This window comes from Mycobacterium sp. NPDC003449 (genome assembly GCF_053588415.1).
Genome location: NZ_JBSFPX010000124.1, coordinates 1 through 22,199 on the forward strand (window position 1 = coordinate 1; position 22,199 = coordinate 22,199).

Here is a 22,199-nt window from a genome sequence, read left to right on the forward strand (position 1 = left end):
AATGCTTCGTGGACGGGGGTCCGGCTGACCCCGAGCTGGTTGGCCACCTCGACTTCGCTGAGCAGCTGACCGCCGCGGATCTCGCCGGACAGGATCTGATCCTTGGTCACCCGGTAGGCGCGCTGGCCGCTCGAATTCTCCACGAGCGCCACTATAGCCCCCATGCATGCAAGCATGCATGCATGGGGGTCGGCGGGCCCCGCCGCCTAGAACGGGCTGCTGTTCGCCTGGCGCGCGGCGTCCGCGGGCCGCGGCCCGAACCGGCGGATGTAGTCCTCGTGCATCCGGGCCTGCTTCTTGTACTTGATCTCGTCGACCAGGTTCGGGTCCAGGTCGTGTTGGGCCAGCCGGTGCCGTCGCCACACCTTGTTCAGGGCGAGTGCGATCAGCAGCGCCCAGATGTAGATCGGCACCGTCATCTCCAGATGGACATACAACGATGCCGGCAGCAGCCAGAACGGGGCGAGCACCAGAAAGGGCGGTATCGCCATCCGGATCATGTGCCGTCGCACCGCGCCGTGGTCGGCGAGGTCGCGCGCGACCCAGTCGCGCATCGGGTCCGGCAGGCGCTGGCCGTACGAATAGGCGATGTACTGAACGAGATTGGGGCGGTGGGTGGCCATGGTGTTTCCTCGGGCGGTCAGTCGGTGAGCGTGTTGGCCGCCAGTGCGGCGGCGTTGATCCGGGTCAGCACCCGGTGCAGTTCTTCGAGTTCGGCCATGTCGACGCCGAGGCGTTCGACGACGGCCGGCGGGATGGCCACGGCGCGGTCCCGCAGGGCGATGCCCTGCGGGGTGAGGCCGATGTCGGTGGCGCGTTCGTCGCCGGTGCTGCGGGTGCGGGTGATCAGGCCGAGGGTTTCGAGCCGTTTCAGCATGGGGGACAGGGTCGCGGAGTCGAGTTGCAGCGCGCGGGCGATCCGCTTGACCGAAAGGGGCGGCGGGCCGGCCGCGTCGGACCGGTGGTGGTCCCACAGCGCCAGCATCACCAGATACTGCGGGTGGGTCAGGCCCAGCGGTTCCAGCAGCGGCCGGTACACCGAGAGCACGGCGCGGTTGGTGACCGCCAGGGCGAAACACACCTGCCGTTCGAGGGCGAGTGCATCGACATCGGTGCCGATTGGTGAGGCCATAATTAGAAAGTACCCTCATAGTTAGTGCACTATCAATGTCTCGCCGGTCACCCCTCGCGGTAAATCGGATGGCGGGTGAGGCAGGCACCGGAGTAGAAAAGGGGATCGCGCCAGAGGGGGAGACTGTGCAGGACCCAGCGGAAGCCATTGCCGCCAACCGGATGAACTGGGACGACCGGGCCGACGTCCACGTGCGGTCGAAAATGTATGACGTGGACGGCTTTTTGGCCGATCCGAGCGATATCTCCCAGGTGGTGCGCAACGATCTGGCGGTGCTGGCGCCCCAGCTGCCGCCGTCCGGGGTGGCCGGCCTCTCGCTCCTGCATCTGCAGTGCCACATCGGGACCGACACCATCTCCTGGGCCCGGCTCGGTGCCCGCGATGTGTACGGCCTTGACTTCTCGCGCACGGCGCTGCGGCACGCCGAGCGTATCGCCGGCGCCGACAACCGCGCCGTCACCTGGGTCGAGGGGGACGCCCGGTTTGCCTCCACGCTGATCGAACGCCGCTTCGACGTCGTCGTCACCAGCACCGGAACGATTGTGTGGCTACCGGAACTCACCGACTGGGCCAGGTCGATCCACGATCTGCTGGAACCGGGCGGGGTGTTCCTGATCCGCGACGATCATCCGATCCTCGGGGCGATGGCGTTCGGCCCGTGGGAGATCACCGATGACTACCTGGCGGGTGGGGGAGTGCGGACCTACCAGGACTCCGCCACCTACACCGAGGACTCGGCCGGGCAGATCGCGCACGGCACCAACCACGAATGGCGCCACGATCTCGGCGAGGTCGTCGGCGTGCTGCTGGATGCCGGGCTGCGGATCGAGACGCTGGCCGAACTGCCGTATATGGACTGGCCGGCGTTTCCGGCCCTGGTGGCGGGCCCGCTGGGCTGGGAGCTGCCGCCGGGGATGCCGCGGATCCCGCTGAACTTCGCGGTCGTCGCCAGGCGCGTGGACTGAACCTCGGGCCGCGGCTCACTGGGGTGCGACGAGGCCGGTGTCGTAGGCGTGGATGATCGCGGCGGACCGGTCGCGGAGGTCGAGTTTGACGAAGATATGGCCGATGTGGCTCTTGACCGTCAGACCCGAGATGCTGAGTTCGTGGGCGATCTCGGCATTCGACCGGCCCTTGGCGATCAGGGTGAGCACATCCCGTTCGCGTGCGGTGAGATCGCCGAGCCCGTCCACCCGGCGCGGCGCGGCGGCCTTGCGATAGGTGGTCAGCACCCGTGCGGTCACGGCGGGGTCGAGATAACTGTCGCCGCCGGCCACCGCCCGGACCGCCCGGATCAGCTCCTCGGCCGAGGAGTCCTTCAGCACGAATCCGGCCGCGCCGGCGCGCAGCACCCCGGAGAGCAGTTCATCGTCGTTGAACGTGGTCAGCGCGAGCACCGGCGGCCCGCCGGATTCGGCCAGCAGCCGAGTCGCCTCGATCCCGTCGACGCGTTTCATCCGCAGGTCCATCACCACGACGTCGGGGGAGTGCTCGGCGACGGCGCCGGGCACCTCGTCGCCGTCGGCGCATTCGGCGACGATGGTGAACCCGTCCTTGCGCCGCAGGATCCGGCGCAACCCGGACCGCACCAGCTCCTGGTCATCGGCCAGCAGCACGGCGATGTCGCCCTCAGTCATGACACCCTCGGGCACGATTGCAACGGTTCGGTGTCGTCGAGCGGGATGTTGGTGCGCACCGACCAACCCTCCGGCGCCGGGCCGACACTGATGATGCCGCCGAGCAATTCGACGCGTTGGCGCATGCCGCGCACACCCCGCCCCTCGGAACGGGCCTGCGGCCCCGGCGCCCGGTCGGGCAACGCGTTCACCACCGTCAGCGTGGCGGAGGTGCGCGCGATCCGCAGCCGCACGGTCGACGCTGCGTCGGGCGCGTGTTTGGCGATGTTGGCCAGCGATTCCTGCGCGATGCGGTAGAGCCCCAGCCCCACCGCGGGCGACACCGCATCGTATCGCCCACTCACATCGAGGGTCACGGGCAGACCCGCACGCACGAAATCATCGACCAGACCGCCGATATCGTCGATGCCGGGCTCGGGGGCGATGCTCATCGGCGCACCGTCGAGCAACCCGACGGTGCGCCGGATGTCGGCCATCGCCTGGCGCCCCAGACGTTCGGCCTGTTCGAGCCCGTCGACGGCATCATCGATGTCGCGGTCCTCCTGCAGGGCCCGGCGGGCGCCGGTCAGATGCAGCAGCGTGACACTCAGCGAATGCGCGATGACATCGTGCACCTCGCGGGCGATGCGCCGCCGTTCGTCGGCAGCGGCGTGCCGGGCCAGCGCAGCCTGGGCCTGCTGCTGCTGTTCCATCAGCTGCTGCTGAATCCGCATGAGATAGCCCACGAGCCAGCCGACTCCGACGATCCCCAGATACAGCGCCACACCGTCGAGCCGGTGGGCGGCCGAGGCGGTCAGCAGGAGGGCAACGGCCGATAGCGAGGCCGCGAGCCCACCCGCCATACCGGTCAGCGACGCCACCTCGCCGACCATCATGACCATCAGCAGCGGGGCGAAATCCTCGGCGATGGGCGTGGACGTGGCGAACAGGAACACGGCCGTCGCACCGGTGAACGCCGCCCACAGGATGGGGGCCTTGAACTTGAGGCCGTAGGTGTAGACCACCGGCAGCGGGGCCGCGCAGAGCAGCAGGGCGAGCAACGACACCGCGAGATCGGCGGTGGGGCGCTGCAGCACCGAGACCACGCCCGCGCCCAGCACCGTGGCGTCGAGCGCGACCACCGACGCCCAGTTGTGGCCGATCGGGATCATGTTGCCCCGCCGGCGCGCGTGTTCCTGCACGTAGTGCGATGCCGCACCCAGCATGCCCCGATGGTAGAAGGTTCGGTCACCCGTGCGCATCATGCCGCGGTGGCACCGCTTTCTCCTACCACGGTCGTACGGTGCCGGTTCAGAGCCGGAACATCTCCCGGCGCATCGCGGCCTCCTCCATGAAGCTTTCCCGCAGCGGCGGGTGGTACGGGCGTTTCGGGCGGGGTTCAGCTGTGGACCAACGGGATCGCACGCTCACGGCGGCACGAAGCCGGCGCAGGAGATCGGCGAGGCGGTGCGGTGCGGGTGGGTTCAGGAGGCTCGGGGCGGGCCAGGGACGTGCGACGCCGGCCAGCCAATTGGCTTGGGAGGGTTGTGCTCGCGTCATGGTTTGACGCTACGAAGCGCACCGGCCGTCACACATCGCGCTGACGTCCGATCTCGCGATCCGACCGTGGTAGGACTCGGGCACCGACCGCAGCACGACCCTTTCTTCCCCGCGAACAGACATAAACCTGCCCATTCTTCGGCGAATTAGGGCAGTTTTGTGTCTGCTCGCGCGGGGTCCGCGGGCGCGGACTCGGGGCGCAGGACCGCCGGCCGCCAGCGCGGCGGCAATGCCCGCACCGCAGTCGCGACCAGCCCGACGAAGGCGATCGCGCTGGCGGCGACGATCGCGACCGGGGCCGTCGGGAAGATGTTCTCCACCAGCATGTAGGCGCCGAACAGCAGGAACAACGCGGCCGCGCCGATCTGGATGATCCGCTCGGGAAGGTGCTTACCGGCGATCGCACCGACCAGGATGGCCAACCCGTCCGCGACGACCATGCCGAGGGTGGACCCGATCCACACACCCACCCAGTCGTTGTCGGCGGCCAGGGTGATCGTCGCGAGCATGGTCTTATCGCCGAGCTCGGCGAGAAAGAACGCCGAGGTCACCACGAAGAACGCCGGTGCGGTGGCCCGCTGAGCGCGGCTGGCTTCCTCATCGGTCAACGTGTCACCACGCAGGGTCCACAACCCGAAGAAGATGAACATCGCGCCGGCCAGCAGGCCGAGCAGGTGGGTGGGCAGGGCAGCACCCAGATAATGACCGATCGCGACCGACAGGACATGCACGGCGGTGGTGGCGGCCGTGATCGCGGCCAGCACCACCCACCAGCGGTAGCGCAGGGCAAAGGTCATCGCCACCAGTTGCGTCTTGTCACCCAACTCGGCGACGAAGATGACTGCGAAACTCAGCAGTAGTGCGGCGAGCACCGATACTCCTCGGTCCGGGGCCGCCGCCGGGGGATCGAACAGATGCCTCCGGCCGGCGACCAAAATGGTCTGTACGGCCGAAGGTCTCGCCCACCGGACCGTGTCCGGTTCGGGAACCGGGCCACCCGGGAATGTGCCGGTGCGGCCAGTATGTCGATCACCCGATTGGGGGCTACTCCCCTTCGCTGCCAAGACGATACCCAGCCGATCGGGTCGCGCGCAACTTCGGTGACGTCGAAACCCGTTTGGAATCAATAAGTTTGGGCTTCGACGCGGGAAAGTTGGGCTGTCCGAACATGACCGTCCGCATACCCGGACAAGGATTGTCGAGGTCCGTCTTTCGCCAGGTGGATCGTGTCGTAGGCTCGTGGGCGTGGTCGACTTCGCATACGTCATCGCCGGTTCCGAAGCTACCGGCGGCGCCGGACTGCAAGCGGATCTGCGGACCTTCCAGCAGCTGGGGACTTACGGCATCGGCACGGTGACCTGCCTGGTGTCCTTCGACCCGAAGGCGAACTGGGCCCATCGTTTCGTGCCCGTCGAACCGCAGGTCGTCGCCGACCAGATCGAGGCCGCGACGTCGGCCTATGACCTCGACGTGGTCAAGATCGGCATGCTGGGCACCCCCGCGACGATCGACGTGGTCGCCGACGCCCTCGGAGGGCAGCCGTGGCGGCACGTCGTCGTCGATCCGGTCCTGATCTGCAAGGGCCAGGAGCCCGGCGCCGCCCTCGACACCGACACCGCGCTACGAAGGCAGATCCTGCCGCTCGCGACCGTCACCACGCCCAACCTGTTCGAGGCGCGCACCCTCGCCAAAATGGACGCCATCGAATCGGTCGACGATCTGGCCGAGGCGGCCCGCCGCATCGCCGACCTGGGACCCCGCTACGTGGTGGTCAAGGGCGGGGTGGAATTCCCCGGTGACGACGCCGTGGACGTCTTCTCCGACGGCAGCGACGTCGAGGTTCTGCGGGCGCCCAAGGCCGGGAACGCGCGCGTCGCCGGAGCGGGCTGCACTTTGGCGGCCGCGATCACGGCCGCCCTCGCCACGGGGTCCGACGTGGCGGCGGCGGTGCGGCTGGCCAAAGAGTTCACCACCGCGGGCATCGTCGATCGGGTGCCGGGAAACACGCCTTTCGACGCGGTCTGGCAGGGCGCCAACGCCGCTGGGTGACTGCGGTTTCAGGGGTCTGTCGACACCGCCCGAATTTCTCACCCAATCGCCAACTCCTCCTCAACGAACCCTGTCCTCAGACGTGCAGGCTGGCTGATTCAGCCGGGCCGAAAGTTGTGACCGGTAACGACGACACCGCGCCACGATGGTCCGACCTGAAACGTCCAGGAGGTGAACGTGATGGCGATCGACAAGATGATCGAGCGGTATCTCGAGACGATCCCCCAGGAGGGATACGGATATCTGGCCGCGCTGGCCGCATCAGCGGTCCTCGCCGTGGTGTGGCGGATCGCGGTGACTCCGCGGCGACGTGCGGTGACCGAGCCGATCAGCGCGACCGAATTGGCCTTTCTGCGCTCGGATATCGCGCCGGTGGTGGCCGCCCTGGCGGGTCTGCGCGCGAGCGGACGGATCACCGGCGAAGGACGGGTGGACGGTGCGGTGCGTACCCCGGATACCGACCGGTTCACCGAACAGGTGCTCGCGCAGGTCGCCGACGATCCCAAGCACACCGTGCCGGGCATCTACGCGGCATTCCGCCAGCACGAACTCGCCGCCCTGGAAGCGGATCTGAGCGCGCGGGGACTGGTGCGCACCCGCGCCGAGCGGATCCGGATGCGTCTGGGTGTCATCCCCTCGATGGGGGTGATGGCAGTCGGCATCGGTTACGCGATATACCTCCTGATCACGGTGGAGACGAATCCGCTCGACTTGGTGGCGTTCCCTGTGATCGTCGTCGCCACCGTCCTGTACGGGGTGCTGGTGCTGCCGCGCCTGCTCGAAGTGAATCGGCTGACCCCGGCGGGTCGTCGGCTGCTCGCGGCCGAACAGCAGCGACTGGACTATCTGGACCCGGCCAAGACCCCCGCCTTCGCCACCTACGGTCCGCTCGCGGTGGCGTTGTCGGTGGCTCTGTTCGGCACCGGCGCGTTGTGGGCGGTGGACTCCGCCTACTCGGGTGCGGTGGAGCTGGCCGGTGGTTCTTCCGGCGGTGGGGCCGACGGTGCCGGCTGCGGCGCCTCCTGTGGCGGCGACGGCGGTGGCGGTGGATGCGGCGGGTGCGGTGGATGCGGAGGGTGCGGCGGATGAGCACCCCGAACCGCGTCCTGCCAGCGTTGGGCGATGTAGGTATCGGTTGGCGGCGCGAAATCGCCGGGGTGATCGCCGATCTGCGGCCGGGGTTCTGCGAGGTGATCGCCGAGTCGCTACCGATGCGTCGCCGCCGGGCCCGGCCGGAGGCGGCGCTGGCCGACTTGGTGGCCCGCGGTGTGCCGGTGATCCCGCATGGGGTCGCGCTGTCCCTGGGAGGGGTGGAACCGGTGCAGCCCAAGCGGGTTCGGCGTTTAGCGGCCTGCGCGCGGGCACTGCGTTCTCCGGTGGTCAGTGAACACATCGCCTTCGTCAGGGCGGGTGGGATAGAGGCCGGACATCTGCTGCCGGTGCCCCGTACCCGCGAGGCCATCGATGTGTTGGCGGTCAACATCGACCGAACCCGCGCGGAATTGGAAGTGCCTCTGGCGGTGGAGAACATCGCCTCTTTCGTGGAGTGGCCGGAGTCCGATCTCACCGAATCGGAGTTTCTCACCGAGTTGGTGGACCGCACCGGGGTGCTGCTGGTGCTCGACGTGGCGAACGTATATGCCAACGCCCGCAACCGCGGTCGCGATCCGCTCGACGAGTTGGCCAGGCTGCCGGTGGAGCGGGTGGCCTACAGCCATGTGGCGGGCGGCCGCGACGGTGACGACTTCTACCACGACACCCACACCGCCCGGACCCCGCCGGAGGTACTGGACCTGGTGACGGCCCTGCGGGAGCGCGTCGACACCCCGTTCATGCTGGAGCGTGACGGCCGGTTCCCGCCTGCCGCCGAGTTTTTCGACGAGCTGGACGCGATAGCCGCCGCCGCGGGGGCCGCGCCGATCACGGCAACGGTGCGGGAGGTGTGGGCATGACGGAACGGGACACGCTGGCGCAACGCCAGCGGGACCTGGTGCGGGCGTTGGTGGCCGGCGGCCCGGTACCGCCGGGCTTCGATCCGGTGGCCGTCGCCGCGGCGGGCGAGGTGTGCCGACATAAGCGCGGCTGTGAGGGAGGGGACTTGGTCGAGCACTTTGCGCGGTTCGGTCATATGGAACAGTGAGGTGGTGGCACTGGCCTGTGACCCCTGGAGAAAGGCAATCACATATGAGCGAGGCGTCCGCGCTGGCCGGGATCCGGATCGCAGACTTCGGGCGTGTCCTGGCCGCGCCGTACGCCACGATGATGCTGGCCGATCTGGGCGCAGAGGTGATCAAGATCGAGCGGCCGGAGAGCGGGGACGAAACCCGGACGTGGGGCCCGCCCTGGAGCGGACCGCATTCGACGTATTTCCTCGCCGCCAACCGCAACAAGCAGTCCCGGGCCCTCGACCTCAGCACAGCCGAAGGGCGCAGGGACGCGCGGGAGCTCATCGCCTCGTGCGATGTGGTGATCGAGAACTTCCGGTCCGGCACCATGGACCGCTTCGGGTTGGGCTACGACGATTTGCGAGCGGAGTACCCGGGCCTGGTGTATTGCTCGGTCACCGGGTTCGGATCGGGCGCCGGCGCCGACCTGCCTGGGTACGACTTGATCGTGCAGGCTGTGGGCGGGTTGATGTCGATTACCGGCCACGACGAGACGGGGCCGACCAAGGTGGGCGTCGCGCTGGTCGACGTTGTCACCGGACTGCACGCGGTCACCGGGATCCTGGCTGCCCTGCGCCACCGTGACCGCACCGGCCAAGGCCAGCGCATCGAGGTCAATCTGCTCTCGTCTCTGCTGTCGGCGCTGACGAATCAGGCTTCCAGCTACGTATGCACCGGTGCCGTACCGGGGTTGGCGGGTAACCGTCACGCCAGCATCGCCCCCTATGAGGTGGTGGCGACTGCGGACCGTCCGCTGGCCGTCGCCGCCGCGAACGACAAACTTTTCGCATCGCTCGCCGGGGTGCTGGGCAGGCGGGATCTGGTCGATGATCCGCGGTACCGGACGAACGCGGCCCGGGTGGCCAACCGGAGCGAACTCATCGCCGAACTGGAAGGCGTCTTTGTGCTCAAACCTGCCGAGGAATGGTTCGAAACCCTCACCGAAGCCGGTGTGCCATGTGGGCCGATCAACGATGTGCAGCAGGCGTTCGACCTCGCAACTCGGCTGGGGCTGCAACCCGTCGTCGAAATTCCTTCGGAGGACCAGGGTTTGACGCAGCGCCAGGTGTCCAACCCGATCTCGTTGTCCGAGACGCCGGTGTCGTATCGGATCCCAGCGCCGACGCTCCCCTCATCCGATCACCCCGAAGGGCCCGAACTGAGTCCTCGCTGACCGCGGGAGCCGCGGCACGCAGGTCTACCAGTCCGACCGGCCAACCTAGTTGGGTGTCGGTGGTGCCTGTGGTTGGAAGGGTGTGTACCACCACCATTGGGCGCGCTCACCGGTGGGACCCGGGCAGGGCGCGACCGCGGGCGGAGGCTTGTTCGGTGGTCGGGCTAGTGAGCCGCCGTGCATGGGTCGCCCGCCTTGGTCGGTGATTTTGAGTTGGTGTGCGGGTCCGGTGATGGTGATGCCGCCGCGGTGGTGCAGCCGGTGGTGATAGGGGCACAGCAGCACGAGGTTGTCCAGTTCGGTCGGTCCGCCGTCCTGCCATGGCAGGAGGTGGTGGGCGTGCAGGCCGCGGGTGGCTCCACAGCCGGGCACGATGCAGCAGGTGTCGCGGTGTTCGAGGGCGCGGCGCAGCCGGCGACTGATCGTTCGGGTGGTTCGGCCGGCACCGATCGGGCGGCCGTGCCGTTCGATCCACACCTCGCCGGTGGCATCGCAGAGCAGGAAATCGCGTTCCTCGTCGGTCAGCAGCGGGCCCAGATGCAACGCGGCGGGCGGTTTGTCGACGTCGATGTGGACGACCACGGTGGTGTGCTGGCCGTGCGGGCGGCGGGCCGCTTCGCTGTCCCAGCCGGTCTCGATGAGACTCATGAACGCATCCACGGTGTCGGGGAACGGTGGTGCGTGATCACCGTTGGTGTCATCGGTGTTGTCGTGGTCGCGTCTGTGCTCCGCGATGAGGGCGTCGCGGTGCGATTGCAGCCCGGCGTCGAACTTGGCCGCCTCCAGCCGCGGCAGGGTGATCCGGTAGGTGGTGTAGCCGTCGTCGCGGGTGGTCCTGGTGATCGACCGTTGCGGTGTGGGCCGCGGTGTCGGTTCGGGCTGGGGTTCGAGTTTGACGGCGGTGCGTAACTGGGTGACGGTGGCGACCGACACCAATTCCGCGTAGTGCTCGTCGGATCCGGCGGCGGCGCGCTCGGCGATGACTCCGAGCTGATCCAACGAGACCCGGCCTGCACGCAATCCTTCGGCGCAGCGCGGGAACTCCTGCAGCCGGTGCGCCACCGCGACGATCGTCTCGGCATTGTGCGGGGTCACTCCGGTTTTCCAGGCCACCAGCGCCGCAATCGACCGACACCCGGTGGCGCCCCAGAGTCCGTCGCCATCGATTTCGGCGATGATCTCGACCAGACGACCGTCGATGGCGTTGCGTTGACCGGTCAGCTCACCGATCTCTTCGAACAGCGCCTCCAGCCGCTGCTGAGGCGCCAATGTGGCTGCGGTCGTGGACATAACCCCATCAAAGCAGAGGGGTCCGACAGAACCCGCCGCCCAGCGCTCAGCGAGGCGTCCGCGCTCACCAGCCGCGTCCGGTGATGCGATCGTGTCTGGTTGGCTCATCGAGCGCGTCGAACAGTACGTCGTCATCGAACGTCTCGACTTGTACTCAGATGTCCTCGACTGCATCGACGCTGCCCGCCGACACCACCTAAGAGTGGGGATAGCAGAAAATCAGCCTCGGCTGAGGGTCGAGCGGACTATCACCCGGCCTCAGCTCATCGAAAGGACAGCACGGAAACGGACCGTCGCATTCATCATCTGGTCGTATGCCTGACGTGCCTTCTCCAGAGGGAAGACCTCGATCATGGGTCGCGCATCGGTCAGGAGGCTGTACTTGATCGCATCGGCCATCGCGTCGACGTCGGTGAAGGTACCCTTGACGCTGGCTTGGCCGCGCAGGAAGTCCAGCGCCGACCAGGCGATGGGATCGTCGGACACCGCGGCGAGGATGAGCTCGCCGCGGGGTGCAAGACCGCCGATGAGCGATGCGATGGCATCCGGGTCCGGTGCGGTGGCGATGATGGCCGCCGCGCCGCCGAGGGCAGTCAATTGTTCGGCAACATCGCTGGCCTCGGTGTCGATGTAGTGGTGCGCACCGAGCTGGCGGGCGAGTGGTTCCTTGTCGGCACCGCGCGAGATCGCGACGACCTCGTAGCCGGCATTGCGGGCGTACTGCACGGCGAGGTGACCGAGGCCACCGATACCGGACACGGCGACGAGGTCGCCCATCCGGGCCTTGCTGTTCTTCAGCGCGCTGAATACCGTCTCGCCGGCACACAAAATGGGCGCGGCGTCTTCCGGGGAGATGCCCTCGGGAATCTCGACCAGCGCCTCCGGGAACGCAACCATGTATTCGGCATAACCGCCGTCCACCGTCATGCCCGTCGTATTGTCATGTCCGCCATGCCAACCGATACCGACCCGCTGGCCGACCTCCCAGCCCTCGACCTGTTCGCCGATTGTATCGATCATGCCGACAACTTCATGGCCGGGGATGCGCGGGTAGGCCGACGCCCAACCATCCACAATCTTCGCCTCACCATGGCAGACGCCGCACGCCTGGACCTTGATGCGCACCTGCGCGGCCGTGGGTTCGGGCACCGGAACCTCGTTGAGTTCCAACGGCTTCCCTTTCGCGGGAACTCGGGCTGCCTTCATCGTTGTCATCGTCGCTCTTCCTTGTTCTCTCACGTCTGCGCAGCGCGCATGACGACACGGTCTGTCTGACCGACCGTTCGACGTTCCCACTGCAGACGGCGGGCATGGTTGCCCGTTTCTGGCGCGAGAATGCACGATCCTGCCCGCGGCTCGAACTGCGCCGCGAAGACGGATGACCGTCAGTCGGTTCGGTGCTCAGGCGAATCCGCCAAGTGGCGCAGACGCTCCTGCAGACGAGCGATGTCTTGACGGGGCGGGCATCCGAACTCGCGACGGTACTCGCGGCTGAACTGGGAGACGCTTTCGTACCCGACCTGCACAGCGACATCGGTGACGCTCATCGTGCCGTCGAGCAGCAACCGCCGAGCCTCGGTCAGCCGCAGCTGTTTCTGGCACTGCAGCGGCCCCATCTGCACAGCGTTCTTGAACTTGCGGTGAAAGGCCGACGGGCTCATGTCGCTTTGCTGTGCCAGCGTCTCCACGGTGAACGCCTGCCGGTAGTTGCGCTTGATCCAGGCGTTGACGTAGTACATCTCGGCAGCGTCCTGAAGATTCGTCACCGCACTGACGATCGCCCGTCCCTGCGCACCGGTGACCAATCGGTAGATCACCTCCCGCTTCAGATGTCGCGCCATGAACTCGACATCGGCCGGATTTTCGTGCAGCCCGACCAGTCGGCCGACGCTATCCAGCAGGCGCTCGTCAACGCCAGGTTCGTCTGCCGGCTCACCATCGCTGGTGAAGACGGTGCCGGGCAGGCCGGTGTCGAATTCCAGGAGCACCGCGGCGACTTCGTCAAGAGCGAACTCAATCAACAAGGCCACCAGCGGTCGCTCGGTGATGTACCCGTATGCCGGGGTATCGATCTCTGACACGACGAAATGCCCCGGCCCGATCTGCCGGATCTCGTCATGCTGGTGCAGCGTGAGTGATCCGTCCAGGACGACGTACAGGAACGGGGTTTGGATGCTGGGCATCTGGACGGCATCGCCGGTGTGCCGGTGCACCGTTACCCCCGGCAGCAAGACGTGCGTGTTCGGGGTGTCATCTGCTCTGTTGAGAACGGCCTGCCGGAGCGCATGTAGGGCTGCGCTGGCAGATGAACTCATTGCCGCTCCTCGGGCGATGACGGACCTGGCGATTCCCATGCAAGAGTACCGCCGGAGCTGTACGCCCGGGAGAGGTCCAGGGTCGCCACCACATCGCCGCCGGGTTCACCGTCTGGGTCTGGCGCCAGCTTGAAGGCGTGCGCACCGTGCCGCACCGGCAGCGACTGGCACGGTAATTCGCACTAATCGAAATTGGTTACCGTTAAGATGAACTGAAGATGAAAATCGACGGTCAACAGCTCGCCGCGTTCGCGGCGGTGATCGAGCTGGGCAGCTTCGATGCCGCGGCGCAGCGCTTGCACGTGACGCCCTCTGCGGTCAGCCAGCGCATCAAGGCGCTTGAGCAGCGGGTGGGCCAGGTGTTGGTGGTGCGGGAAAAGCCTTGCACCGTAACGGCTGCAGGCGTTCCGTTGCTGCGGCTGGCGGCGCAGAGTGTGTTGCTGGAATCTGAGGCGTTGGCCGAGATGGGCGGCGGTGCATCGCATCCGACGCGGATCGCGTTGGCGGTCAACGCCGACTCGATGGCGACGTGGTTCACCGGGGTGTTCGCCAGGCTCCCCGACGTGTTGTTCGACATCAGGATCGAAGACCAGGACCTGTCCGCACGGTTGTTGCGGGAGGGGGTGGCGATGGGCGCGGTGACCACCGAACGCCATCCGGTGCCGGGGTGTCGGGTGCACCCGCTGGGGGCGATGCGATACGTGCCGGTCGCGACCGCCGAGTACATCGAACGGTACTTCGCCGACGGGTTTACCCGTTCCGCCGCGGCGCAGGCGCCGTCGCTGGCCTGGAACCGGGATGACGCCTTGCAGGATGGGTTGGTGCGCAAGGTGTTTCGGCGCGATATCGCCCGCCCGACCCACTACATCCCGACCGCGGAGGGTTTCGGTGCCGCGGTGCGGGCCGGCCTGGGCTGGGGGATGTACCCCGAGGAACTCGTCGACGAGTCGTTCGTCCCGATCACCACGCAGCATCTCGACGTGCCGCTGTTCTGGCAGTGCTGGAAACTCGACAGCCCGTTGGTCACGACCGTGACGACGGCGGTGCGGCAGGCCGCGGTGACCCTGCGTGGACACCGTTAGCCGGTTCGCGCCGAGCCGGGCACGGGCGTCGCAATCTGGCCGCGCGCATCCCCTCCACCATGCGGTACAGTAACCGACGGTCGGGTAGGCGGAACTCGGGTTCCGTCCACAGGGTGTCCAGCATTCGAGGGCTTCGGCGAGACGGCGCACGCGCATCTCCGGTGAGTCCCCGGGCTGGATGAGCACACAGAAGCGGGGGCACGTACGCGGTGTACCGGGTGTTGAAGCGGTTCTGGATCCCGCTGCTGCTGGTGGTGGTGGTGGCGCTCGGGGCGTATGCGATTGTCCGTATTCGGGAGCCCAAAGGCCCAGGCGTGAACACGGCGGAGGGATCGGGGATCACCGAGAACTTCAATCCGAAGCACATCACCTACGAGGTGATCGGGACGGGCGGGACCGCGAACCTCAACTACCTCGATGAGAACGGTCAACCCCATCTCATCGAAAACACACCACTGCCATGGTCGTTCACGATTGTGACGACGCTCCCGTCGATGTCGGCCAACATCATGGCCCAGGGTGATCGCAACACCCAGGACCTGCAGTGCCGGGTGACCGTCGACGGCGAAGTGCGCGATGACCGGACGAGTACCGACACCTTCAAACCGTTCATCTACTGCTTGGTGAAATCCGTATGAGCAACGCGCACACGAAGCCCCGTCGTCCGCTGATCGGCCGGTTGGTCCGGATCTTCTCGGTGCCGGTGATCCTCATCTGGGTGCTGATCGTGGTCGCCCTTGGCATCGTGACCCCATCCCTCGACGATGTCGCGGCCACCCGCTCGGTGCCACTGAGCCCCGCGGACGCGCCCTCGTATCAGGCGATGCTGAACATCGGCAAGGTTTTTCAGCAGTACGATTCGGACTCCACGGCGATGGTCGTGCTGGAGGGCGATGACCACCTCGGCGATGAGGCGCACAAGTTCTACGACGAGATCGTCGCCAAGCTGATCGCCGATCACGACCACGTGCAGAACGTCCAGGACTTCTGGAGCGATCCGTTGACCGCCGCGGGTTCGCAGAGCGTCGACGGTAAGTCGGCCTACGTGCAGATCTTCCTCAACGGGGCGCAGGGCACCAGCGACAGCTACGAGTCCGTTGCCGCGGTGCGTGACATCGTCGCCTCGGTACCCGCCCCGCCGGGGATCAAGGCCCACGTCGCAGGCAACACCGTGCTCAACGCCGACACCCAGGTAGCCGGTCACCAAAGCCTGGCGACCATGGAGTTGGTGTCGGTCGGCGTCATCGTCGTGATGTTGCTGGCCATCTACCGCTCCCTGGTGACCATGCTCGTCTCCATGGTCATCATCGGATTGGAATTGTTTGCTGCCCAAGGGGTTACGGCCACCGCGGGCAATCTGAACATCATCGGCCTTACCCCGTACGCGGTGAGCATGGTGACCATGCTTTCGCTGGCCGCGGGCACCGACTATGTGATCTTCCTGCTCGGCCGATATCAGGAGGAAAGATCGAAAGGCCTGGATCGAGAAGACGCCTTCTACGTCTCCTATCACGGTGTCTCGCATGTCATCCTGGGATCCGGGCTGACCATCGTCGGTGCCTGCCTGTGCCTCACCATGACGACACTGCCGTACTTCCAGACCATGGGTCTGCCCTGTGCGATCGCCATTCTGGTGATCGTCGCCGCGGCGCTGACATTGGCGCCCGCGGTGCTGACGGTGGCATCGAAGTTCGGGCTGCTGGACGCCAAACGTGAACTGTCGACCCGCGGTTGGCGCAAGGTCGGCACCTCGGCGGTACGCTGGCCCATCCCGGTCATCCTGCTGACCAGCCTGATCGCCATCGTCGGCTTCATCGCCCTGTTGACCTACGTGCCGCAGTACAACGACCAGAAGTTCACCCCGGCCGACATGCCCAGCAACCAGGCCATGTCCGTTGCCGAACGACACTTCTCCCAGGCCCGGATGAACCCCGAGCTGTTGATGCTCGAGGCCGATCATGATCTGCGCACCCCCGCCGACATGCTGGTGATCGAAAAGGTCGCCAAGAATGTCTTTCGGATGCGGGGCATCGATCGGGTGCAGACCATCACCCGCCCGCTGGGCGCACCGATCGAGCACAGCTCCATCCCGTTCCTGCTCGGCGCGCAGAACGCCAGCACGCTGCAGTCCGCGAAATTCAACAACGACAACTCGGCGCAGATGCTCGAACAGGCCGACGAGCTGAGCAAGACCGTGGCCAGCATGGAACGCATGTACGCCATCACCAAAGAGATGACCGAGATCACCCACAGCATGGCCGGCAAAACCCACGACATGGCGGATGCCACCAATGACTTGCGTGACCACCTGGCCGATTTCGATGATTTCTTCCGTCCCATCCGCAACTACCTCTACTGGGAGCCGCACTGCTACGACATCCCGATGTGCCAGTCGATACGGTCGATCTTCGACACCCTCGACGGCATCGATGAACTCGCCGACCAGATTCAAGGCCTGACCTCCGATATCGACCGCCTGGATCAACTGCTGCCGCAGATGTTGCCGGTTCTGCAGGACACCATCGGGTCGATGAGGACGATGCGCGATTTCATGATCGCGACCCACAGCACCATGGCGGGCACCCAGGCCGCACAACAGGAAGCGGCCAAGGGCGCGACGGAGATCGGCCTGTACTTCGACCAGGCCAAGAACGACGATATGTTCTACCTGCCGCCGGATGTGTTCCAGAACCCCGACTTCGAGCGTGGGCTGAAGATGTTCGTCTCGCCCGACGGCAAGGCCGTCCGGATGATCATCACCCACCAGGGTGACCCGGCATCGGTCGAAGGTATCGAGCACGTCCGCGACCTCAAAGGTGTGGTCGCCGACGCCATCAAGGGCACCCCACTGTCCAATGCGAAAGTGTCGCTGGCCGGTACCGCATCGTTGTACTCCGATATGCAGGACGGCGTCGTCACCGACCTCATGATCGCGGTGATCGCGTCGATGATCCTGATCTTCGGGATCATGCTGCTGATCACCCGCAGTGTGGTGGCCGCGCTGGTGATCGTCGGGACGGTGGCCGCATCGCTGGGCACCGCGTGTGGTCTGTCGGTGCTGCTCTGGCAGGACATCCTGGGCCTCGGCGTGCAGTGGATCGTGATCCCGTTCTCGATGGTGATCCTGCTGGCGGTGGGTTCGGACTACAACCTGCTGGTGGTCTCGCGCCTCAAAGAGGAGATCCACGCGGGCCTCAACACCGGCATCATCCGCGGTATGGGGGCCACCGGACGCGTCGTCACCGCGGCCGGTCTGGTGTTCGCCTTCACCATGATGTCGATGATCGTCAGTGACCTGCGCGTGGTCGGCCAGTTCGGTATGACCATCGGCATCGGCCTGGTGGTCGACACGTTGATCGTGCGGGCGTTCATGACACCGTCGATCGCCGCGGCGCTGGGCCGTTGGTTCTGGTGGCCGCTCAACACTTTCGAGATCACCAGGCGTGGTCGTGAGGCCCGCTCGGCCCGGCGACCGGGCGATGAGAACACCGCACCCATTCCCAGCCAGGGTGGGTGAGGGCGTTGGGCCGGTCGGCCGATGGACCGGATGTGGAGCCGACGCTGCGCAGGCGCACCGACGGGCGGCTGGACCGGTCCCGTGATCCGGCGATCCTCAATGCGGCGTTGGCCGCGTTGACCGAGAACGGCTACAACGACACCAATATGAACGACATCGCGGCCCGGGCGGGGGTCGGCAAGGCCGCGATCTACCGGCGCTGGTCGTCGAAGGCCGCGCTGATCACCGATGCCCTGGTGTACTGGCGGCCCGATCTGATGAACGACGACGCCCCGGACACCGGAAGCCTGGAAGGCGATTTCGATGTGCTGGTGCAGCGGGCCGCCCGCAACGACGACGATCTGATCTCCAACGAGCTCGTCCTGCGGGTGGCGCTGGAGGCCGCGAACGAACCGCAGCTCGCCACCGCCCTCGACGATCTGATGCTGCACAAGGGGTGTCGGTTGGTGACCGCGATCCTGCACCAGGCCGCGGCCAGGGGCGAGGTTGCCCGGGGCCGGGACTGGTCGCTGGTGGCCGACGTCCTCACCGGGATGGGTCTGCTGCGGGTGATCAGCGGTCAGCCCGTCGATTCGACGTTCTTCCGTGACGTCATCGACACCCTGATTCTGCCCGCGGTCCGCGCGGCGAAGGATTAACGCGGTCGTAGCGGGTGATGGGCTGGCCGGTGCCGGTGGTGATCAGCTGCGGCAGGCTCTGGGTGATGTAGAACGTCCAGCCGTGCGAGCACGCTTCGAAGCAGGCGGATTCGGCCGCGGTGAGGCCCTCGTGGGTGAAATGCAGTGTCGTGCCATGTTCGTCGGTGGTGATGTCGAATACGGCGTCGGTATCGGTCCATTCGTCGTGGTCGTCGATGAAGGCGAGGTAGGCGTCGACGACGTGCCAGACGACGCGTCGGCCGGGCACGACCTCGGTGAGCTGGAACCGGGCGAAGCGGATGCCCGTATCGGCTTGGGCGGTCTCCCCGGGGTGTGAGCTGTCGTCGGTGAACACGAACTCGTCGCCTGGGGCGACGGTGTCGCCGATGAGGTTCTCGCTCCACCATCCGCGGACGTTGGTGATGGCCTCGAAAACCTCCTCCGGCGTCCGGTCGACGGTCATGGTGGCGGTCATGTGCTCGGTGTTCGACATTGGTATCCCTCTCTATTCGGTGGATGTACTCCACCGACGAACGGGGCCGCCCAGGATCGACATCGATCGGACAGAAATCTCAAAAAAGATTCTCCGAACCAGCCGCAGGCACATTTGCGCTGCTCAGCCCTCAGAAAGGCGGGCCTTCAGGTAGCGGCGTTCGGCGTCGGTCGGCGCGAGGGCAAGCGCCTCTTCGTAGGACGCGACGGCCTCGGCGCGGCGGCCGGCCCGGCGGAGCAGGTCCGCGCGTGTCGCGGGCAGCAGGTAGTAGTCGTCGAGCCGGCCGGACGCGGCCAACTCGTCGACGAGGGCGAGTCCGGCCGAGATGCCGTCGGTCATCGCGATCGCCACGGCGCGGTTGAGGTCGACGACGGGGGAGGGCGCCAGCCGGGCGAGCTCGGTATAGAGCGCGGCGATCTGCGGCCAGTCGGTGCCGGCGGCGTCGGGCGCGGTGGCATGGCACGCGGCGATCGCGGCCTGCACCTGGTGCGGCCCCGGGCGTCGCATGGCCAAGGCCTCGTCCAGGGTGGCGATGCCATCGGCGATCAGCGCGGCGTCCCACCGCGACCGGTCCTGGTTCTCCAGCGTGACCAGCATGCCGTGGCGGGTGCGACTCGCGCGGCGGGCCTCCAGCAGCTGCATCAGTGCCAGCAGGCCGCCCGCCTCGGGCTCGTGCGGCATCAGGCGGACAAGCATGCGCGCGAGGTGGATCCCCTCGGCGGCCAGCGACCTGCGGCCGTCGTCCTCGTCGTAGCCCTGATTGAAGATCAGATACAGCACCGCGAGCACCGCGGACAGCCGCTGCGGCAGCAGCTCCGCCGGCGGAACCCGATACGGGATGCCGGCCTCGGCAATCTTGCGTTTGGCGCGGACCAGGCGCTGCGCCATGGCCGGCTCGGTGGACAGGAACGCCTTGGCGATCTCGGCTGTGCTCAGCCCGGCCAAGGTGCGCAGGGTGAGAGCGACGCGGGCGGGGAACGGCAACGCCGGATGGCAGCACGTGAAGATCAGCCGCAGCCGCTCGTCTGGAATCTCCTCTGCTGCCTGCTTACTCGGATCCCGCTGGTGCAATGCCAGCTGGCGCAGTTTCTCCGCTCCCGCGGTATCCCGCCGTAACCGATCGGTCGCCCGGTGACGTGCCGTCGTCGTCAGCCACGCGCCAGGGCGGTCCGGGATGCCATCGCGCGCCCAGGTCGCCAGCGCGGCGGCGAACGCATCCTGTGCGCAGTCCTCGGCCAGGTCCCAGTCCCCGGTCAGCGCGATCACGGTGGCCACCACCTGGCCCCACTCCTGCGTATACGCCTCAGCGACAGCGGCCTGAATCGGCTGCGGCGCAGTCATTCCCACACGGGGCGAACTTCGATGCAACCCCGGGCCGCGTAGGGATGCCGGGCTGCGAGCGCGATGGCCTCGTCCAGATCGGCGCAGTCGACGATGTCGATGCCACCGACGAAATCCTTCGTCTCCGCGAACGGTCCGTCGGTTACCAGCGTCTCTCCCTCGCGGACGCGAACCGTCGTGGCGTCGGCCACCGGCCGCAGCCGGGCGCCGCCGAGATTGCCGCCCAGCCGCTGCAGTTCCGCGTCATAGGCCTGATGCGCCGGGTCCGCCGCGATCTCCTCCATCGACGGGGAGTCCGTTTCATCGTCACAGATCAGGAACACGTACTTCACCACATCACTATGCACCCACCTGGTCGAAACCCTCAATGCCCAGCCCGGCCCAGGTTCAGGCTCCGGCGCACACCCCGGAGTCGCGGATCGTCTTCCCGTACACATTCGCGGTGGCGATATTTGCGTTGATCACCCCGGCAGGCAGTTGCTGGTTCATCTTGTCGCCGATCTGGGTCAGCTGAAACCACAGATGGTAGATCGAATCACCGTTGTACAACGGCGAATACTGGCTCTGGTCCGGGTAGTTCGTGATGTACAGGGTATGGGCGCGCGGGTCGAGGAAGGCGGCCGACTGGTCGAGGTTGGCGATCACGGTATCGGCGGCGGGCCGGACCCCCGGCGCGGTCCAATCGTCGTGCTGCTCACCGAGGAATCGCTGGAATCCGAACACCTGGGCCATCAGCGGGTCGTACTGGGCGTTGAACCACTGGCAGGAGTCTCGTTGCGCCGTAATCTGTTCCGGAGTAACCCGATTCTGCCACAGGTTGTAGGGGAACACCGTGTAGTCCGGTGACCAGTCCGAGGGGTGTGGTTCGAATGCCGGCAGGGTGGCCGGGGTGTCGGCGCCCGCCGGACCGGCGAGTGCCAGCACACATGCCGCCGTGGCGAGTGCGACGCCGATTCGGCTCAGAACTTTTCGTGGCATCCGGGCAGTCCTCCGATCGCCTCGATCACCGTAAAGGCTAACAAACGGCCGGGCAGATCTCGGGGCGCGGTCGATCGGGTGTAGGTTTGGTGTAAGCCGCATCCTCAGAAGATCAGCCATGGCGTCCGGCGCTGTGGCCGTCACCGCTGGACGATCGGCCTGCGAGCCGATTTCGCTCGCCCTCAACCACATATGTGCGGGCCGGCCCCACACCTCTCAAGGACATGCCGATGGAATCGTCCGCCCTCTTCTCGCATCCCGACCGGCAGCAATCCACACCGGAGGAAGTCGTTTCCCGGGAACCGACGCTTGCGCCGGCCTTCTCGGATGGCGTTCAGTCGCACTCTCAAACAGATCAACCCTGGTCGCCGTGAACGGGCTGACGGGGGCGCGGCGTCAGGCCCGTCCCGTCAGGGTAACGCTGGCCGACCAGCTCGGCGCCGATGTCGACGGGGCATGGTGGCCGCATACCGACTCTGTCGCCGACGAACTGCCCGGACTTGTCGGAGTCCTTAATCCACGGTTGGGCGAAATCGTGTCCATCCGGGTCAACTGGTCACCGGCCGACGGCCAATTGGATCTGAACACGATCGTAACCGGCAGCCGCTGGCCGACCGGAGTCAAGCTGCGGCGGCCTCGTCTGATGGTGCTCCAAGGTCGCGAGGGACGCGTGAAACTTCTTGTGCTGCCGTGTAAAACGTCGATCGCGCTCGGTGGGTTGGTGATGCGCCGCGCGGCGGCGCTGCCGGTGGCGGATTCGGCGCGCCAGGATCCGCTGTTCGAGACCGCGGACTGTGTGATGCGCGCGGCGCGGGGCGAGTCCGCCAGCTGGTTGGGGCGGGAGTAGGG

At 66.8% G+C, this 22,199-nt stretch carries 25 protein-coding genes; 11 read left to right on the forward strand and 14 right to left on the reverse strand.

Translation table 11 applies throughout. The features are described from left to right. The 3 genes from ACWDTP_RS25755 to ACWDTP_RS25765 all read right to left on the reverse strand — a co-directional run. The coding region (locus ACWDTP_RS25755) for a GntR family transcriptional regulator (RefSeq protein WP_450025095.1) at positions 1 to 164 on the reverse strand (164 nt) is incomplete at its 3' end. Positions 165 to 206: 42 nt separating this feature from the next. Further along, positions 207 to 623 carry a DUF5313 domain-containing protein gene (locus ACWDTP_RS25760; protein ID WP_450025056.1) on the reverse strand — a complete coding sequence of 139 codons (417 nt, stop codon included), beginning with the start codon at positions 621 to 623 and terminating at the stop codon, positions 207 to 209. Positions 624 to 640: 17 nt separating this feature from the next. After that, positions 641 to 1,132: a MarR family winged helix-turn-helix transcriptional regulator gene (locus tag ACWDTP_RS25765; RefSeq protein WP_450025058.1), complete on the reverse strand. Its 492-nt coding sequence runs from the start codon at positions 1,130 to 1,132 to the stop codon at positions 641 to 643. Between the two features lie 161 nt (positions 1,133 to 1,293). Here ACWDTP_RS25765 and ACWDTP_RS25770 point away from each other — a divergent pair, with 161 nt between their 5' ends. Continuing rightward, a complete protein-coding gene (locus ACWDTP_RS25770) occupies positions 1,294 to 2,097 on the forward strand; it encodes a class I SAM-dependent methyltransferase (protein ID WP_450025097.1) in 804 nt (267 codons plus the stop codon). A 15-nt stretch (positions 2,098 to 2,112) separates the two neighbouring features. Here the strand turns inward: ACWDTP_RS25770 and ACWDTP_RS25775 are convergent, their stop codons facing one another. The 4 genes from ACWDTP_RS25775 to ACWDTP_RS25790 form a co-directional block, all read right to left on the reverse strand. Beyond that, a complete protein-coding gene (locus ACWDTP_RS25775; RefSeq protein WP_450025059.1) occupies positions 2,113 to 2,769 on the reverse strand; it encodes a response regulator transcription factor in 657 nt (218 codons plus the stop codon). Next, complete coding sequence (locus tag ACWDTP_RS25780; protein WP_450025061.1) at positions 2,766 to 3,974, reverse strand: sensor histidine kinase; 1,209 nt, start codon at positions 3,972 to 3,974, stop codon at positions 2,766 to 2,768. Before ACWDTP_RS25780 ends, ACWDTP_RS25775 begins: the two co-directional genes overlap by 4 nt. A gap of 85 nt (positions 3,975 to 4,059) precedes the next feature. Continuing rightward, the gene (locus tag ACWDTP_RS25785) at positions 4,060 to 4,308 is read right to left on the reverse strand and encodes a hypothetical protein (RefSeq protein ID WP_450025062.1); all 249 of its coding nucleotides are present in this window, start codon (positions 4,306 to 4,308) and stop codon (positions 4,060 to 4,062) included. A gap of 146 nt (positions 4,309 to 4,454) precedes the next feature. Continuing rightward, entirely contained in the window at positions 4,455 to 5,180 is a 726-nt protein-coding gene (locus ACWDTP_RS25790) for a TMEM165/GDT1 family protein (protein WP_450025063.1), read from the reverse strand. A gap of 373 nt (positions 5,181 to 5,553) precedes the next feature. On the opposite strand from ACWDTP_RS25790, the gene ACWDTP_RS25795 reads away from it, so the two are divergent. From ACWDTP_RS25795 to ACWDTP_RS25815, 5 genes are all read left to right on the forward strand, one after another. Continuing rightward, positions 5,554 to 6,357, forward strand: a complete 804-nt coding sequence (locus tag ACWDTP_RS25795; protein WP_450025065.1) for a hydroxymethylpyrimidine/phosphomethylpyrimidine kinase — start codon at positions 5,554 to 5,556, stop codon at positions 6,355 to 6,357. A 180-nt stretch (positions 6,358 to 6,537) separates the two neighbouring features. Then, positions 6,538 to 7,446 carry a TIGR04222 domain-containing membrane protein gene (locus ACWDTP_RS25800; RefSeq protein ID WP_450025067.1) on the forward strand — a complete coding sequence of 303 codons (909 nt, stop codon included), beginning with the start codon at positions 6,538 to 6,540 and terminating at the stop codon, positions 7,444 to 7,446. After that, positions 7,443 to 8,309: a DUF692 domain-containing protein gene (locus tag ACWDTP_RS25805; RefSeq protein ID WP_450025069.1), complete on the forward strand. Its 867-nt coding sequence runs from the start codon at positions 7,443 to 7,445 to the stop codon at positions 8,307 to 8,309. Before ACWDTP_RS25800 ends, ACWDTP_RS25805 begins: the two co-directional genes overlap by 4 nt. Beyond that, the gene (locus tag ACWDTP_RS25810; protein ID WP_450025071.1) at positions 8,306 to 8,497 is read left to right on the forward strand and encodes a hypothetical protein; all 192 of its coding nucleotides are present in this window, start codon (positions 8,306 to 8,308) and stop codon (positions 8,495 to 8,497) included. The genes ACWDTP_RS25805 and ACWDTP_RS25810 overlap by 4 nt, the downstream gene beginning before the upstream one ends. 44 nt (positions 8,498 to 8,541) lie before the next feature. After that, positions 8,542 to 9,696 carry a CaiB/BaiF CoA transferase family protein gene (locus ACWDTP_RS25815; RefSeq protein ID WP_450025073.1) on the forward strand — a complete coding sequence of 385 codons (1,155 nt, stop codon included), beginning with the start codon at positions 8,542 to 8,544 and terminating at the stop codon, positions 9,694 to 9,696. Between the two features lie 45 nt (positions 9,697 to 9,741). Here the strand turns inward: ACWDTP_RS25815 and ACWDTP_RS25820 are convergent, their stop codons facing one another. The 3 genes from ACWDTP_RS25820 to ACWDTP_RS25830 form a co-directional block, all read right to left on the reverse strand. After that, positions 9,742 to 10,986 (reverse strand): HNH endonuclease signature motif containing protein, encoded by a 1,245-nt coding sequence (locus ACWDTP_RS25820; protein ID WP_450025075.1) that lies wholly within the window; start codon positions 10,984 to 10,986, stop codon positions 9,742 to 9,744. Between the two features lie 258 nt (positions 10,987 to 11,244). Then, positions 11,245 to 12,201 (reverse strand): zinc-binding dehydrogenase, encoded by a 957-nt coding sequence (locus tag ACWDTP_RS25825; protein WP_450025077.1) that lies wholly within the window; start codon positions 12,199 to 12,201, stop codon positions 11,245 to 11,247. A gap of 170 nt (positions 12,202 to 12,371) precedes the next feature. Beyond that, positions 12,372 to 13,340: an AraC family transcriptional regulator gene (locus ACWDTP_RS25830; protein WP_450025078.1), complete on the reverse strand. Its 969-nt coding sequence runs from the start codon at positions 13,338 to 13,340 to the stop codon at positions 12,372 to 12,374. A gap of 179 nt (positions 13,341 to 13,519) precedes the next feature. Between ACWDTP_RS25830 and ACWDTP_RS25835 the strand changes: the two genes are divergently transcribed. From ACWDTP_RS25835 to ACWDTP_RS25850, 4 genes are all read left to right on the forward strand, one after another. Next, positions 13,520 to 14,383, forward strand: a complete 864-nt coding sequence (locus ACWDTP_RS25835) for a LysR family transcriptional regulator ArgP (RefSeq protein WP_450025080.1) — start codon at positions 13,520 to 13,522, stop codon at positions 14,381 to 14,383. A gap of 209 nt (positions 14,384 to 14,592) precedes the next feature. After that, entirely contained in the window at positions 14,593 to 15,021 is a 429-nt protein-coding gene (locus tag ACWDTP_RS25840; RefSeq protein ID WP_450025082.1) for an MmpS family transport accessory protein, read from the forward strand. Continuing rightward, positions 15,018 to 17,900 (forward strand): MMPL/RND family transporter, encoded by a 2,883-nt coding sequence (locus tag ACWDTP_RS25845; protein WP_450025084.1) that lies wholly within the window; start codon positions 15,018 to 15,020, stop codon positions 17,898 to 17,900. Before ACWDTP_RS25840 ends, ACWDTP_RS25845 begins: the two co-directional genes overlap by 4 nt. Before the next feature lie 32 nt (positions 17,901 to 17,932). Beyond that, positions 17,933 to 18,538: a TetR/AcrR family transcriptional regulator gene (locus ACWDTP_RS25850; RefSeq protein WP_450025086.1), complete on the forward strand. Its 606-nt coding sequence runs from the start codon at positions 17,933 to 17,935 to the stop codon at positions 18,536 to 18,538. Here the strand turns inward: ACWDTP_RS25850 and ACWDTP_RS25855 are convergent. The 4 genes from ACWDTP_RS25855 to ACWDTP_RS25870 all read right to left on the reverse strand — a co-directional run bounded on the left by ACWDTP_RS25855 (position 18,492) and on the right by ACWDTP_RS25870 (position 21,350). After that, positions 18,492 to 19,031, reverse strand: a complete 540-nt coding sequence (locus tag ACWDTP_RS25855; RefSeq protein ID WP_450025088.1) for an SRPBCC family protein — start codon at positions 19,029 to 19,031, stop codon at positions 18,492 to 18,494. The genes ACWDTP_RS25850 and ACWDTP_RS25855 overlap by 47 nt on opposite strands. 123 nt (positions 19,032 to 19,154) lie before the next feature. Next, entirely contained in the window at positions 19,155 to 20,372 is a 1,218-nt protein-coding gene (locus tag ACWDTP_RS25860; RefSeq protein WP_450025089.1) for an RNA polymerase sigma factor, read from the reverse strand. Next, positions 20,369 to 20,704 carry a YciI family protein gene (locus tag ACWDTP_RS25865; RefSeq protein ID WP_450025091.1) on the reverse strand — a complete coding sequence of 112 codons (336 nt, stop codon included), beginning with the start codon at positions 20,702 to 20,704 and terminating at the stop codon, positions 20,369 to 20,371. Before ACWDTP_RS25865 ends, ACWDTP_RS25860 begins: the two co-directional genes overlap by 4 nt. A gap of 55 nt (positions 20,705 to 20,759) precedes the next feature. Further along, positions 20,760 to 21,350 carry a hypothetical protein gene (locus ACWDTP_RS25870; RefSeq protein WP_450025092.1) on the reverse strand — a complete coding sequence of 197 codons (591 nt, stop codon included), beginning with the start codon at positions 21,348 to 21,350 and terminating at the stop codon, positions 20,760 to 20,762. Between the two features lie 370 nt (positions 21,351 to 21,720). Between ACWDTP_RS25870 and ACWDTP_RS25875 the strand changes: the two genes are divergently transcribed. Continuing rightward, on the forward strand, positions 21,721 to 22,197 hold the full coding sequence (locus tag ACWDTP_RS25875; RefSeq protein ID WP_450025094.1) for a DUF5994 family protein: 477 nt from the start codon (positions 21,721 to 21,723) through the stop codon (positions 22,195 to 22,197). Positions 22,198 to 22,199 lie beyond the last annotated feature (2 nt).

What these genes read in the sequence shown, in the direction of transcription:
- ACWDTP_RS25845 (WP_450025084.1), top strand. Translation starts at nt 15,018, where the DNA reads ATGAGCAACGCGCACACGAAGCCCCGTCGTCCGCTGATCGGCCGGTTG.
- ACWDTP_RS25765 (WP_450025058.1), bottom strand. Translation starts at nt 1,132, where the DNA reads ATGGCCTCACCAATCGGCACCGATGTCGATGCACTCGCCCTCGAACGG.
- ACWDTP_RS25820 (WP_450025075.1), bottom strand. Translation starts at nt 10,986, where the DNA reads ATGTCCACGACCGCAGCCACATTGGCGCCTCAGCAGCGGCTGGAGGCG.
- ACWDTP_RS25800 (WP_450025067.1), top strand. Translation starts at nt 6,538, where the DNA reads ATGGCGATCGACAAGATGATCGAGCGGTATCTCGAGACGATCCCCCAG.
- ACWDTP_RS25780 (WP_450025061.1), bottom strand. Translation starts at nt 3,974, where the DNA reads ATGCTGGGTGCGGCATCGCACTACGTGCAGGAACACGCGCGCCGGCGG.
- ACWDTP_RS25825 (WP_450025077.1), bottom strand. Translation starts at nt 12,201, where the DNA reads ATGACAACGATGAAGGCAGCCCGAGTTCCCGCGAAAGGGAAGCCGTTG.
- ACWDTP_RS25870 (WP_450025092.1), bottom strand. Translation starts at nt 21,350, where the DNA reads ATGCCACGAAAAGTTCTGAGCCGAATCGGCGTCGCACTCGCCACGGCG.
- ACWDTP_RS25785 (WP_450025062.1), bottom strand. Translation starts at nt 4,308, where the DNA reads ATGACGCGAGCACAACCCTCCCAAGCCAATTGGCTGGCCGGCGTCGCA.
- ACWDTP_RS25770 (WP_450025097.1), top strand. Translation starts at nt 1,294, where the DNA reads ATGAACTGGGACGACCGGGCCGACGTCCACGTGCGGTCGAAAATGTAT.
- ACWDTP_RS25775 (WP_450025059.1), bottom strand. Translation starts at nt 2,769, where the DNA reads ATGACTGAGGGCGACATCGCCGTGCTGCTGGCCGATGACCAGGAGCTG.
- ACWDTP_RS25805 (WP_450025069.1), top strand. Translation starts at nt 7,443, where the DNA reads ATGAGCACCCCGAACCGCGTCCTGCCAGCGTTGGGCGATGTAGGTATC.
- ACWDTP_RS25760 (WP_450025056.1), bottom strand. Translation starts at nt 623, where the DNA reads ATGGCCACCCACCGCCCCAATCTCGTTCAGTACATCGCCTATTCGTAC.
- ACWDTP_RS25810 (WP_450025071.1), top strand. Translation starts at nt 8,306, where the DNA reads ATGACGGAACGGGACACGCTGGCGCAACGCCAGCGGGACCTGGTGCGG.
- ACWDTP_RS25815 (WP_450025073.1), top strand. Translation starts at nt 8,542, where the DNA reads ATGAGCGAGGCGTCCGCGCTGGCCGGGATCCGGATCGCAGACTTCGGG.
- ACWDTP_RS25855 (WP_450025088.1), bottom strand. Translation starts at nt 19,031, where the DNA reads ATGTCGAACACCGAGCACATGACCGCCACCATGACCGTCGACCGGACG.
- ACWDTP_RS25830 (WP_450025078.1), bottom strand. Translation starts at nt 13,340, where the DNA reads ATGGGAATCGCCAGGTCCGTCATCGCCCGAGGAGCGGCAATGAGTTCA.
- ACWDTP_RS25860 (WP_450025089.1), bottom strand. Translation starts at nt 20,372, where the DNA reads ATGACTGCGCCGCAGCCGATTCAGGCCGCTGTCGCTGAGGCGTATACG.
- ACWDTP_RS25835 (WP_450025080.1), top strand. Translation starts at nt 13,520, where the DNA reads ATGAAAATCGACGGTCAACAGCTCGCCGCGTTCGCGGCGGTGATCGAG.